Below are 14,207 nucleotides of genomic sequence, written 5' to 3'. Positions count from 1 at the left end.
AAAGGTTCGGATATGACACCGATACCTTATCATCTTCTATTGTACCGCTTTCTTTTATGACCGTGCAAATAACTTCTCTCACTAATTATCAAGCCATACAAACCGTGATTTACAGAACAACTTAATTACTAGTCTTCAACCTTTATTTTTAATACGATAAAAAAGGCTCCTATAATAGGAGCCTTCACAATCTCTTAAGAATATGTTTCTTCTTTCTGTACTTTCTCATTTACAAGCTCTTTCAGCAACTCTATAATTTCATCATTTTCTTCTTTCAAACCGACAGTAATACGAATACCATCATCGATACCAAATGCAGCACCTGAACGAACGATATATCCTTTTTTCATTAATCGTTCGAAAGCTTCATTACCTGGTATACCAAGTTTTAAGAAAATGAAATTTGTTTGAGATGGATAATAGAATACGCTATATTCTTTACAAAATGCATAATACTGATTTAGACCTTCAGCATTCTTTTGCACACAATCTTGTAAAAAGGCTTGATCTTCTAATGCAGCGAGTGCTACAGATTGCGCTACAGTTGATGTATTGAATGGTAACCTCGCTACTTCTAGCTGTCCGATTAACTTCGCATCCCCAATCGCATATCCGATACGAAAAGCAGCTAAACCATATGCTTTTGAAAACGTGCGTAAAACCATAAGATTTTCATATTTTTCAAGAAGTGGTAATGTTTGCGGATAGTCTTCTGCTTCCGCGTATTCATAATATGCTTCGTCCATAATAACGAGAGCCGACTTAGGAACTGATTCTAAAAATGAAAGTAATTTTTGTTTTTCAACATATGTACCTGTCGGATTATTCGGATTACAAATCCATACAATTTTCGTTTTATCATCCACTTGCTGTAACATCGCATCTAAATCATGAATGCCATCTTTTAGTGGTACTTCACGAACTTCTGCTCCTTCAATAACAGCATGGTGATGGTATTGCGAGAATGTTGGATTCGCCATTACAATATTTGTTCCTTCGTGTAGTAATGCACGGCTAATCATTTGAATGACTTCATCTAATCCACTACCAAATAACAGTTGTGCTGCTTTGACACCTAACTGCTCTGCTACTTTTGTCCGAAGTTCAAATGCATATCCATCTGGATAAAGAGCGTATTGACTCGCTAAAGAAGTTAATGCTTCTGTTACGCGTGCTGAGCAACCGAATGGATTTTCGTTCGATGCTAATTTCACAATTTTTGATAACCCATATTCCCTTTTTACTTCTTCAATATTTTTCCCAGGTACATATGCTCTCAAAGTTAACAATTGCTCTTTCACTCTCATTTTTCTTCCCCCAGTCATTTTATTCAATTACAATACGGTTATAATCCCTTACTATAATCGCTTATCATTACCGTCACTATTACGAGAATACCTCTAAATGAGCACTTCACAGCACTTCGCTATCATTTTAAACCATATCTTTTTGAAATGCCTCTAACGCAATATGAACAGTCTCATCTGAAATAGATACGACATTCACTACCCCATATTCCTGCATAAGCACCATATGAATTGCTCCTGCATTTGCTTTCTTATCTTGTTTCATCAATTTAACAAGGCGCTCTACATTCAAATCTCTTGGCATTTTTGGATAGCCGTATTTCAAGAACCACTGCTTCATATCTTCATAAGCAAGATCAACCTTGTACACTTGCTCACTTAAAAATATGGCGAATAACATTCCCACCGCTACGCCGTCACCGTGAGTAATATTTCCATACCCTAGCTCTTTTTCAAGAGCATGTCCTAACGTATGTCCAAAGTTCAAATGGGCACGTACACCCTTCTCTTTTTCATCTTGTGATACAACATTTGCCTTTACAGGAATCGCCTTCGTTAATATATGGATTAACTTCTCATCACGAAGATCCGCTAATGTTTGCACTTCTTCTTTTAACCAATGATATAGCTCCACATCACCAATAAGAGCATGCTTTATCACCTCTGCATAACCTGAACGCCACTCTTTTTCAGGAAGAGACTGTAAAAACGGTGTATGATATACTACTGCTTCTGGCTGATGGAATGCACCAATCATATTTTTACCTAACGGATGATTAATCGCTACTTTCCCACCCACTGCGCTATCGTGCGCTAATAAAGTCGTCGGAACCTGCACAAAGCGAATACCACGCATAAACGACGCAGCAACAAAACCAGCTAAATCTCCAATCATTCCGCCTCCAAGTGCAAGAATTAAAGAATTTCTATCTAATTTATTTTCAAGAGCTGACGTATGAGCTGCATAGAAATTTTCGAAAGACTTCTCTTTTTCGCCACTTGGTACAACAAACGAAAACACGTCCTGCTCTACTTGTAATGCATCGATAACTGTCTGTAAATGCAGTGATGCAACAGCTTCATCTGAAATGATCATTACGTTAGATACCGCGGGCTGCATACTTTGAACGATCGTTGTTAAGTGTGACAACGCTTCTTTACCAACATATACATCATATTCTTTTGATTTCGTTTGAATATGTATGTTTCCCATTAAAATCCCCTCGCATATTCATTATGTTTCTCGATATTTTCACGAATTAGTTCCATACGATCTAATCCGAATTGTTCTATTAAAGCTGTCGCTAATTCCCAAGCCACAACTGCTTCTGCAACGACACTAGCTGCTGGCACTGCACAACTATCTGAACGTTCAATGCTCGCTGTAAAAGGCTCTTTCGTATCAATATCTACACTTTGAAGAGGTTTATAAAGTGTAGGTATCGGTTTCATCACACCTCGCACAACAATTGGCATTCCAGTCGTCATACCGCCTTCTAATCCACCTGCATTATTTGTTCTTCGTGTATATCCATGCTCCTCATTCCACAGAATTTCATCATGAACTTCACTTCCCGGTCTATGTGCTGCTTCAAAACCAATTCCAATCTCGACACCTTTAAAAGCATTAATACTCATAATTGCAGTTGCTAATTTCGCATCCAGTTTTCGATCATAATGCACGTAGCTACCTACTCCAATTGGCATTCCTTCCACAATTACTTCAACGATTCCACCGATTGAATCACCATTTGCTTTCGCACCATCAATTGCTTTCATCATTTGGTTACCAGCTTCTTCATCTAAGCAACGTACAGGTGATGCTTCTGTAATACTCTTTAAGTCTTCAATTGAACTATACGTAACCTCCTTAGCTTGTACACCGCCAATTTCAATTACATGGCCCGCCAATTTAATACCAAGTTCTGCTAACACCTTTTTAGCAACCGCACCAGCAGCAACACGCACCGTCGTTTCACGCGCTGAGGAACGTTCCAGTACATTTCTCATATCTCTATGACCATATTTAATTGCACCATTTAAATCAGCATGCCCAGGCCTTGGTTTTGTCACTTTCCTTTTCATCTCTTTTTCTTCTTGTTCCGTTAAAGGTTCTGCACCCATAACTTTTGTCCAATGTGCAAAATCACGATTTTCAACAACGAGTGCAATAGGGGAACCTAATGTTTCTCCATGTCTAACACCACTTAAAATTTGCACTTGATCCGTTTCAATTTGCATGCGTCTACCACGCCCATATCCCTTTTGTCTTCTAGCTAACTCTTCGTTTATATCATCCGCTACTAAAGACAATCCTGCTGGAACACCTTCTATAATCGTTGTAAGTTGCGGACCATGAGATTCACCAGCTGTAATATATCGCATACGTTATTCCTCTTTTCGTATATGTATTTATCTCACTATATTAACTTTTATCATTCTAAAAATATTAAAGAAATTATATCATAAATCGACCATTTTCTTATTCTATATTTCCGATAGGCCTAATTTAAATATCAATATATCATAACAGCTCAAACTTCGTAACTAATTGAAAATAAAAAAAGCGCAAGAAGAATACCCCTATTCTCCTTGCACTTTTTACTATTATCACAGTGATTAAAGCGTTTACAAATTATTTCAAAATAATTAGTAAATCCATTCATTCATTAATTTTGAGTAGTCAACTAATTCTTCTTCTTTAAAGAAAATAGCAATCTCGCGCTCTGCGCTTTCTAAAGAATCAGAACCATGAATAATATTTTTCGCAACAGTTACACCGAAATCTCCACGAATTGTTCCAGGAGCTGCTTCATGTGGTCTTGTTTTCCCCATCATGTTACGCGCTGTATCTACTACACCTTCACCTTGCCATACCATTGCGAATACAGGTCCAGATGTAATAAAGTCTACTAACTCACCAAAGAAAGGTTTTTCCTTATGCTCAGCGTAGTGTTGTCCAGCAATTTCCGGAGTGACTTGCATTAATTTTGCACCAACTAATTGAAAGCCTTTTTTCTCAAAACGAGCTAGAATTTCCCCAATGAAGGCACGTTGTACACCATCTGGTTTTACCATTAGAAATGTTTTTTCCATAAAAAATCTCTCCACTTCTGAATTATGTATGTAATTGTATATCCCCACACACATATTATCACCCTTATCACAATTGTGCAATAGTTTTGAAATAGAGAGATTATTTTATTTTTTAGAATAAACATTAAAATTTTCGTTTTCCAATATACTTTGCAACATTTTGTAATGCGTACTTTGCTTGTCCACGTGGGAGTGGTTTTATTATTTCTAAAGCTTTATGTAAATAACGTTCACTAAACGCAAATGCTTGATCAATTGCTGTACTATTTTTTACAGCATCAATAATTTCTTGCATTTCACTTGCTGTTGTATTTTCGTGTACAGATATGATTTTCTGACGAAGTGCTGGATCTTCCATCGCATATAAAGCAGGAAGTGTAATATTCCCTTGTAGTAAATCTCCGCCAGCAGGTTTTCCAAGTTTCTCTTCTGTGGAAACGAAGTCTAAAATGTCATCAATAATTTGATAAGACATTCCTACAAAATACCCATACCAAAATAAACGATTTACCGTATCACGATTAGCACCAGCAGCAATCGCTCCCAATTGACAACTCGCGGCAATTAATAATGCTGTTTTTCGCTTTATTCTTCTTAAATACGTTCTTAAATTCTGGTCATAATTGTATTTATCTTTAATTTGTTCAATTTCACCTTTACAGACTTCTAAAATAGTATGTGATAACGCTTGATGCGCCTCTGGGATTTCGATGTTTGTTATACATTCAAGAGACTTAGCGAACAGATAGTCCCCTGTATACATCGCAATACGATCTCCCCATTTTGCATTCACAGTCGCACTGCCGCGTCGTAAAAATGCAGCATCAATAACATCATCGTGAACAAGAGAAGCCATATGAATAAGTTCTAACGCAACAGCAACATGCTTAATTGCATCTAACTTATAATCTCCAAATTTCCCTGCAAGCAACACAAATACAGGACGAATTCGCTTCCCACCAGCTTCAATAAGCTGTAATGCTGCCTCTTCTACTAATGGCTGTTCAGAAGCGACTGTCTTTTTTAATTCTTTTTCTATTACATTAATATCCGATCGTAAAAAAGAGTACATAAGTTGTAACTTCATATTGTTCACCTTAACCTAAAACTTCTTTTTTCTATTTTGATTCTGGTTTAATACCTAAATGCATCGCTGCTACCCCAAAAGTAAATGGTTTCACTTGCACACGTTCAAGTCCAGCTTGCTCAAACATTTGAGCCAGTTCTTTCATCCCTGGGAACGTACTAGCAGATTCTTGAAGCCATGAATATTCTTTATAACTTTTCGCAAACATCTTTCCAAATAACGGCATGATATATTTAAAGTATAAAATATACCCTTGTCGAAAACCAATCATTGTTGGTTGAGATGTTTCTAAACAGATTACTTTTCCACCTGGTTTTACTACACGCGTCATTTCTTTTAATACGTGCATATAATCCGGTACGTTACGTAAACCAAACCCAATCGTTACATAATCAAACGTATTATCTTCAAACGGAAGTTCCATTGCATTCCCATGTAGAAGTTCTACTTGTTTTAATTGTAATGCCTCTACCTTTTGCTTACCGACAGATAACATATTTTCACTGAAGTCTAAGCCAACAGCCTTTCCTTGTTCACCTACCGCTTCAGCTAGTGCAATTGTCCAATCTGCGGTTCCACAGCATACATCAAGCGCTTGACTGCCTGGTTGTACATCCATAATTCGCATCGTTTCTTTACGCCACGCTTTATGTCTTTGAAAACTAATTACAGAATTCATCACATCGTATTTATCAGAAATCTTTTCAAATACGTCATGTACTCTTTCTTCTTTTGATTGTTGCATGCTCGTACCTTCTTCCAATGTAAAATTGCTTATGTCTTCTATTTATCCCTTAACACAGAATTTATTTCATTAATGTCTATGTGATTTTCTAAAAATTGTTTTTCTTTCTTTCTCAATTCCATCATCCAACTATTAATCACTACTTCTGCTTTATCCCCTAAAGCATCTTGCATCGCTTGAAAAACAGGTGAATGTTGTTTATCAGCATACAATTGAATTTCTTTTTGAAGGCGATTTCCACCTAATACGTATGTGATAAATGGCTTCCAATGTGATAAAAGAAAATGATCACATGTTTTTTGAAGGAGTGCAGACTCAATCGTTACTACGCTTTTCATTATGTCATCCGTCGTTTCATGCGCTTTTTGGTATAACATAATTTTGTGTTCATTTATCTCTTTAATTCCTTCAGCAAGTGCACGAATTAAAACAATATCACGATTCATAGACAATAAATAATAATATAGTCCACTATAGTAATCGCCTGCAAGTACTGTTAATTGACGACATTTATGCGATTCAATCGCTTCCTCGCCTGCTTTATTTGATACCTTTTCATGCGTATCAAGCGCAATTTGTACAAGCATAATCGTTACTACGTAATGCTCAATTTGTTCTATATGTAAGTTTGCACTCTTTAAAGCACCATATAACAATGCTATCTTTTCTTCATCAATAAATGGTTCTTCAATATAGTTTATAAAATAAGGATGGCGTAATTTCTCCATCAATTTCTCTTTTATACCCGCATACCCTCCGTAGATGTCACACACAAAAAATCACCCTTGTTTTCTAATTCATAAAACTTATTATAACACATACACTCTATTTTCTATAACCAAAACTTGGCTACACCTACCATTCATGTAAGCAATTTTTCTAATCTCACTCTGTCTAGCTAAAACTATATCATTTATTTACTAAAAAAAAAAAGAAAAGCAGTTTCCCGCTTTTCTTTACTTCGTTTTAATAAACGATAAAATTTCACTGCGCGCTGCAGCATCATTTTCAAGCACACCACGCACTGCTGTCGTTACTGTTTTCGCACCTGGTTTTTTCACACCACGCATCGTCATACACATATGTTCTGCTTCTACTACTACCATTACACCATGAGGCTCTAGTACTTCCATAATAGAGTTCGCTACTGTTGATGTAATACGTTCTTGCAGTTGTGGACGACGTGCAATTGTATCTACAGTACGAGCTAATTTACTTAACCCTGTCACCTTTCCACCTTGCGGAATATATGCAACGTGAGCAACTCCATAGAATGGAACTAAATGATGCTCACACATCGAATAAAATGGTATATCTTTTACTAGTACAAGCTCTTCGTGATCTTCTCCGAATACTTTATGCAAATGCTCTTTCGGATCTTCATGCATACCTGAGAACACTTCTGCGTACATTTTTGCAACACGTTTTGGTGTATCAAGTACTCCCTCACGATTTGGATCATCCCCAATCGCCTCTAAAATAAGGCGTACTGCATGTTCAATTTGTTCTAAATTAACTTTTGCCATCCGCTAGCCCTCCCGAAAACCTAAAAGTGATACGAACACATTCTAGCATATTTATGTTTTTAAAAGCAAAAAGAAGAGTTCCCAAAAAGGAAACTCTTCTTCCCTGTTAATATGTAAGGATTATTTAACCGCATCTTTTAACGCTTTACCAGGTTTGAATGCAGGTACTTTACTTGCAGCGATTTCAATCTCCTCACCTGTTTGTGGGTTACGACCTTTACGAGCCGCACGCTCACGAACTTCGAAGTTACCGAATCCGATCAGTTGTACTTTATCACCTTGTTTTAAAGCTTCTAAGATAGAATCAAAAACAGCGTCTACTGCTTTTGTTGCGTCCTTTTTAGAAAGGGAACTTGCTTCTGCAACAGCATTGATTAAATCTGTCTTGTTCATGCCATTCACCTCCTCCCAAAGATAAGACTGTATAATGATCATAAAATGAGTCTTACTTTCATTTGTAGGCAATTTTTACAAATTCTATACTACAAAGATGTAGATAAATCATTATCAACGCCTATATTATACGATTCTCCTTTATAATTCAATATTTTTAAGGAAATTGTTACTGTGAAAATGTGAAAATCTGATGAAACTTGACAATTTACAACAATGTATTAGATAATGACTGTTTATTTTTCTATTTTATAATCAAAAAAAACAAAAAATCCCTCTACAATGAGAGGGATTTTTCTTATAGTATAATCGCAATTAATCCGCCAGATCCTTCATTAATAATTCTTTCTAGCGTTTCTTTTAATTTATATCTAGCGTTTTCTGGCATTAAGGATAATTTCGCCTGAATTCCTTCTCGAACAATCGAGCTAAGCGAACGTCCAAATATATCAGAATTCCAAATTGATAACGGGTCATCTTCAAAATCTTGCATTAAATAACGAACTAATTCTTCACTTTGCTTTTCAGTACCAATGATCGGTTCAAACGTTGACTCTACATCTACTTTAATCATATGAATGGATGGCGCTACCGCTTTTAACTTCACACCAAACCTTGAACCGTGACGAATAATTTCTGGCTCATCTAAGCTCATATCTGCTAGCGCAGGCGCTGCTACACCATATCCTGTTTGCTTAACCATACGCAGTGCGTCTGCGACTTGGTCGTATTCTGTTTTCGCATGAGATAAATCGAGCATAAGCTTCAATAAATGATCTTTCCCTCGAATTTCTACCCCTACTACTTCTTTTAAAATCTGATCATATAATTCATCTGGCGCATATAAATCAATCTCCGCCACACCTTGCCCCATATCAATGCCAGCTAAGCTCGCTCGATCAATAAATTCATATTGACTAAACTGCCAAACAACGCGATCCACATCACGAAGACGTTTTATATCCTTCACAGTTTCTTGAACTGCTTCTTGATAACTTTGACGCAACCAATGCCCTTCATTTAGCACCATTACCCAGCTTGGAAGGTTCACATTCACTTCTAATACAGGGAATTCAAATAGCGCTTCACGAAGTACATTATATACATCTGTTTCTCTTAAACTCTCCACACTCATTGCAATAACCGGGATATCATATTCTTCTGATAAACTTTGGCGTAATTGCTCTGTATCTGGATGATACGGCTGTACCGTATTAATTATCATAATGAAAGGTTTTCCTACTTCTTTCAATTCATTTACAACGCGTTCTTCTGCCTCTATATAATCTCTTCTTGGAATTTCACCAATTGTTCCATCTGTTGTAATTACAACACCAATTGTTGAATGTTCTTGAATTACTTTACGCGTGCCGATTTCTGCAGCTTCATGGAATGGAATAGGTTCTTCATACCAAGGGGTATTAATCATGCGCGGGCCATTCTCATCTTCATAGCCCTTCGCTCCTGGAACCGTATATCCAACACAATCTACTAATCGAATATTCACTTCAAGTCCTTCATCTACTTCGATAGAAACCGCTTGGTTTGGAACAAACTTCGGTTCCGTCGTCATAATTGTACGACCAGCAGCACTTTGAGGCAATTCATCCTGCGCTCTTTGACGGTCAGACTCATTTTCAATATTTGGAATAACTACAAGTTCCATAAATTTTTTAATGAATGTTGATTTCCCTGTTCGAACAGCTCCTACAACTCCAAAATAAATATCACCGCCTGTTCGTTCTGCAATATCTTTAAAAATATCTACCTTTTCCAAGTGATTCCCTCCCTCAAAATTTTTGGGAATAATTCCGCGTTTATAGTCAACTAATACCTTCTCTAACGTTGCCTATAATATCTGATATAATATAATGGTATTCTAGAAGTTCGGACAATATATCATATAATTTTGTCCAATTTCATATGACTATTAAAAAATATCTTTTGTTTGCATCGTAAGTTGTATAACATAAAAAACCTTTCTTCTAGAACTTATTCACTAAAAGAAAGGTTCATGACTTATGATTTTAAAAAAATTGGTTCTCCGTCCTTTACTGTGTACGGTAAAGAATAAGCTGGTACAAACGGGGAACCTTTCGAAAGTATATTTCGAATATCTTCTCCCTCCGTAAACTGCCCTTCATTTTTTTTCAAAGCGTCATATAAGTCGATTCTATAATCAACAAAAACTTCTCCTTTTTCATTAATTACAAAAGGAAGCCCTTTACCAGAATATGGACTTGTCACTTGTGGCACATCTTTATATCCTAGTTTTTTGAAATCCAATTCATATACACCATCTGAAATTACTTTTTTAAAAGGTGGATATTGATGTTCATCACGATACATCCTAAGCTTTAAAGATAATTCCTGAATTTGTTCAGCCATCCTAACATCAATTAACTTTACTGTTGGATTTGTTTCAACGTCTATTAATACGTATTGATATACTCCTCCACTTTCATATGCATTTCCTGGCGCTTCTTGTATGTAACGCGGGGCAATCTGTTGAAAATCGATTGGATACTTTTGATAAATAGGTGTACTCATATCCCTCGTCTTAATTGGCAATATCCCATCATTTTGCTCCTTAAATGTCACAACAGCTTTTTGAACAACCTGCAGCTGATCTTCATAAGGAACCGCATTTTGCTTCATATTTTCTTTCGGATACAGACACCCCGTTAAAAGGCTCATACAACAAAATATTAAAATAATATGGACTTTTTTCACTAGCATCACCTTTTCATACTAATATAACTTGCTCCGTATGTAGTATTTTCGAGACCATTCCATTTACTGCTGTACAGGTCCACTAAATACAACAAGAAAAATAACAATTCCTGACACAACCATAAGGGTGTACGCTACTAACGCTGTAATCCCTTTCAAGAATTTATTCTTTATTTTATGTCTACTTAATAAAATAAAGCTTACTGCAAAAAACATAAATCCAATTGCCCCTAAAGCCAGCCACATTTTCATAAGCCCTTCTGACATATACACACCCCTTTTTATTAATCTATTTTTATACTATTTTAACAAATTAAAATCTTTAAACAAATACAAAAAGAACATTTTACTACAAATTACGAATATGTAACTTTAATCAATAGGTTTTTCAGCATTTTCCGCCAATCTAGATAAAAATAAAACCGAAGCGATTGTATCTCTCGCTTCGGTTGACCAAATATGCCCAAAAACAGCTCTATTCCCATTCTTTCATGGCTATCATATGCAATCTACAAACTCTTTGTTTCTCATAATTTATTTTTTAAACATTTTGCTTAACGAGCCAAAATCTGCTGGCATATTATTATTAATAATCGCTTTTACAATTTGATCCTCTTGCTCTTTCGGCACTTCACGTCCCGCCATAAGAGCCACTTGATGAATTAATTGACGAAGTACAGTTTCATCACGTAAATTCGCATTTTGCACGGATGATGCTAATTTAAAAATATCCTCTTTATTTACTTTCGCTTCCTTCTCAATATTATTAAAAATGTTATTATCCATTCTTTTCACCCTCTCCTCAAGTTACTCTTCATCCTATGCAAAAATAAAAAAATGGTGAAAAGACCCATAAAATAAAAAAGCGACAGAAGTACGAATGTACTTCTGTCGCTTTTCTTTACAGTAAGTCAGGTATAGCTTCCACTTCATGTTTTCGAACACGTCCCATCAATGAGCCTACCGCATCTTTTACGTTATTTCCATTGAACAGCACGTCATATAAAGCAGCTGTAATCGGCATTTCAACTTCCATTTTCTCTGCCAATTCATGAGCAGCTTTCGTTGTTCTTACACCTTCCACAACCATACCCATGCTTTCTAACACTTCTTCTAAAGAGTATCCTTTTCCAAGCATATTTCCAGCACGCCAATTTCGACTATGAACACTTGTACAAGTTACAATTAAGTCTCCCATACCAGTTAGACCAGCAAACGTTAACGGATTCCCGCCCATTTTTCTTCCTAAACGAGCAATCTCTGTTAAACCACGTGTCATTAATGCCGCTTTTGCATTATCACCTAATCCAAGACCATCAGTTATACCAGCAGCTAATGCGATAATATTTTTTAACGCACCACCAAGTTCAACTCCAACGATATCTGGATTTGTGTATACACGGAAATAACTATTCATAAATAAATCTTGTACTTCCTCAGCCGCTTCCATACGCTTTGCTGCAGACGTAACTGTTGTCGCTTGTCGTAAACCAACTTCTTCAGCATGACTCGGTCCAGACAATACAACAACATCTTTAATTAAGTTCTCTGGAATTTCTTCCTCGATTACTTCCGAAATACGTTTTGACGTACCAGGTTCAATCCCTTTACTCGCATGAATCCAAGTAATCGGTTCTGTAACAATTTCTTTCATCTCTTGTAATACATCTCTGTAGGCTTTCGTCGGTACTACTAGCAGTACTGTATTTACATCTACTAATGCTTCTTCTAAAGAAGAGTAGGCTACGATTGTGCTTGGCAATGTAATGCCTGGGAGATATCGACTATTCTCATGTTTCGTATTCATTTCATCCATAAGTTCTGAGCGATTTCCCCAAATACGTACATCATGTCCATTGTCAGCTAATACCATCGCTAACGCTGTTCCCCAGCTACCTGCTCCTACTACTGTGATTTTTGTCATAAAATCACACCCTCTCCATTAGTCTCTTGCTCGAGCAATAATGTGAATCGGCGTTCCTACAAAACCGAACGCTTCACGTAAACGATTCTTTAAGAAGCGCTCATATGAAAAGTGCATTAATTCTGTATCGTTTACAAACACAACAAATGTCGGTGGTTTTACCGCAACCTGTGTCGCATAGAAGATTTTCAGACGGCTACCATTATGAGTCGGTGTTGGATTCATCGCTACCGCATCCATAATTACATCGTTTAATACGTTTGTTTGTACACGGATACTATGGCTTTCATTTACCTCATTGATAACCGGTAATAACGTTTGTGTACGTTTTTTCGTTTTTGCAGATAAGAATACAATCGGCGCATAATCCAAGAATTGGAAATGAGCACGGATATTTTCTTCAAATGCTTTCATTGTTTTTTCATCTTTTTTCACTGCATCCCATTTGTTTACAACGATAATAACAGCTCGTCCTGAATCATGAGCATATCCAGCGATTTTTTTATCTTGCTCAATAATTCCTTCTTCTCCGTCTAAAACAACTAAAACAACGTCAGAACGTTCAATTGCTCTAAGTGCACGAAGTACACTATACTTTTCTGTACTTTCATATACTTTTCCTTTTTTACGCATACCAGCTGTATCAATGATTACATAATCTTGATCATCTTTACTATATGGTGTATCGACAGCATCACGCGTCGTTCCTGCGATATTACTTACAATTACACGTTCTTGACCAAGAAGTGCATTTACAAGCGATGATTTCCCTACATTTGGACGTCCAATTAAAGAGAAACGGATTGTTTCATCGTCATACGCCTCTTCTTCAATCTTTGGAAAATGATTTGCAGCTTCATCTAACAAATCACCAAGCCCTAAACCGTGTGTACCTGAAATCGGGAATGGCTCGCCAAATCCTAATGAATAAAAATCATAAATATCACTACGCATTTCTGGATTATCAACTTTATTTACCGCAAGTACAATTGGTTTTTTAGAACGATACAAAATTTTAGCAACTTCTTCATCCGCTGCAGTTACACCATCGCGACCATTCGTCATAAAAATGATAACATCTGCTTCATCAATCGCAACTTCCGCCTGTTGACGAATTTGTGTCAAGAACGGCTCGTCTCCAATATCAATTCCACCTGTATCAATAATGTTAAACTCATGATTTAACCATTCTCCCGCACTATAAATACGGTCTCGAGTTATACCTGGGATATCTTCTACGATTGAAACTCTTTCTCCAACTATTCTATTGAAAATAGTAGATTTTCCTACGTTCGGGCGGCCTACTATTGCTATTACTGGTTTCGGCATATACTTTCATCCTTTCAACTTGCTTCTGTTTATTATGTAAAAAACCCTTCTTTGTGCAAGAAGGGAT

Annotated in this window: 15 protein-coding genes; all 15 read right to left on the bottom strand. The window is 36.6% G+C overall.

Translation table 11 applies throughout. The features are described from left to right. Positions 1-194: 194 nt before the first annotated feature. Positions 195-1,307 (bottom strand): histidinol-phosphate transaminase, encoded by a 1,113-nt coding sequence (gene hisC, locus MHI26_RS07830; protein WP_061666885.1) that lies wholly within the window; start codon positions 1,305-1,307, stop codon positions 195-197. Between the two features lie 127 nt (positions 1,308-1,434). Beyond that, complete coding sequence (aroB, locus tag MHI26_RS07825) at positions 1,435-2,520, bottom strand: 3-dehydroquinate synthase (protein ID WP_061666886.1); 1,086 nt, start codon at positions 2,518-2,520, stop codon at positions 1,435-1,437. Beyond that, positions 2,520-3,692, bottom strand: coding sequence for a chorismate synthase (gene aroC / locus MHI26_RS07820; RefSeq protein WP_061666887.1), 1,173 nt, complete (start codon positions 3,690-3,692; stop codon positions 2,520-2,522). Before aroC ends, aroB begins: the two co-directional genes overlap by 1 nt. A gap of 264 nt (positions 3,693-3,956) precedes the next feature. Continuing rightward, positions 3,957-4,403 carry a nucleoside-diphosphate kinase gene (gene ndk, locus MHI26_RS07815; RefSeq protein WP_000415878.1) on the bottom strand — a complete coding sequence of 149 codons (447 nt, stop codon included), beginning with the start codon at positions 4,401-4,403 and terminating at the stop codon, positions 3,957-3,959. A 124-nt stretch (positions 4,404-4,527) separates the two neighbouring features. Then, positions 4,528-5,490, bottom strand: a complete 963-nt coding sequence (gene hepT, locus MHI26_RS07810; RefSeq protein ID WP_000776072.1) for a heptaprenyl diphosphate synthase component II — start codon at positions 5,488-5,490, stop codon at positions 4,528-4,530. Positions 5,491-5,521: 31 nt separating this feature from the next. Further along, on the bottom strand, positions 5,522-6,235 hold the full coding sequence (menG, locus tag MHI26_RS07805; protein WP_001187672.1) for a 2-heptaprenyl-1,4-naphthoquinone methyltransferase: 714 nt from the start codon (positions 6,233-6,235) through the stop codon (positions 5,522-5,524). Positions 6,236-6,273: 38 nt separating this feature from the next. After that, positions 6,274-7,008 (bottom strand): heptaprenyl diphosphate synthase component 1, encoded by a 735-nt coding sequence (locus MHI26_RS07800; RefSeq protein WP_061666888.1) that lies wholly within the window; start codon positions 7,006-7,008, stop codon positions 6,274-6,276. Positions 7,009-7,191: 183 nt separating this feature from the next. Continuing rightward, positions 7,192-7,761 (bottom strand): GTP cyclohydrolase I FolE, encoded by a 570-nt coding sequence (gene folE, locus MHI26_RS07795; RefSeq protein ID WP_001151482.1) that lies wholly within the window; start codon positions 7,759-7,761, stop codon positions 7,192-7,194. A 120-nt stretch (positions 7,762-7,881) separates the two neighbouring features. Beyond that, the gene (locus MHI26_RS07790) at positions 7,882-8,154 is read right to left on the bottom strand and encodes an HU family DNA-binding protein (RefSeq protein ID WP_001043860.1); all 273 of its coding nucleotides are present in this window, start codon (positions 8,152-8,154) and stop codon (positions 7,882-7,884) included. Between the two features lie 298 nt (positions 8,155-8,452). Further along, positions 8,453-9,931: a stage IV sporulation protein A gene (gene spoIVA / locus MHI26_RS07785; protein WP_000416521.1), complete on the bottom strand. Its 1,479-nt coding sequence runs from the start codon at positions 9,929-9,931 to the stop codon at positions 8,453-8,455. A 242-nt stretch (positions 9,932-10,173) separates the two neighbouring features. After that, positions 10,174-10,887 carry a hypothetical protein gene (locus tag MHI26_RS07780; RefSeq protein ID WP_000755479.1) on the bottom strand — a complete coding sequence of 238 codons (714 nt, stop codon included), beginning with the start codon at positions 10,885-10,887 and terminating at the stop codon, positions 10,174-10,176. A gap of 63 nt (positions 10,888-10,950) precedes the next feature. Then, complete coding sequence (locus MHI26_RS07775) at positions 10,951-11,154, bottom strand: DUF2768 domain-containing protein (protein ID WP_001289005.1); 204 nt, start codon at positions 11,152-11,154, stop codon at positions 10,951-10,953. A 267-nt stretch (positions 11,155-11,421) separates the two neighbouring features. Further along, positions 11,422-11,673, bottom strand: coding sequence for a stage VI sporulation protein F (locus MHI26_RS07770; RefSeq protein WP_000369753.1), 252 nt, complete (start codon positions 11,671-11,673; stop codon positions 11,422-11,424). Positions 11,674-11,788: 115 nt separating this feature from the next. Next, on the bottom strand, positions 11,789-12,811 hold the full coding sequence (locus MHI26_RS07765) for an NAD(P)H-dependent glycerol-3-phosphate dehydrogenase (protein WP_000161784.1): 1,023 nt from the start codon (positions 12,809-12,811) through the stop codon (positions 11,789-11,791). A gap of 18 nt (positions 12,812-12,829) precedes the next feature. Next, a complete protein-coding gene (der, locus tag MHI26_RS07760; protein WP_001125890.1) occupies positions 12,830-14,140 on the bottom strand; it encodes a ribosome biogenesis GTPase Der in 1,311 nt (436 codons plus the stop codon). Positions 14,141-14,207 lie beyond the last annotated feature (67 nt).

Origin of the sequence: Bacillus sp. FSL K6-1218 (assembly GCF_038006445.1) — a bacterium.
Lineage (GTDB): Bacteria > Bacillota > Bacilli > Bacillales > Bacillaceae_G > Bacillus_A > Bacillus_A thuringiensis_S.
This window is presented reverse-complemented; position numbering and strand designations above follow the sequence as displayed.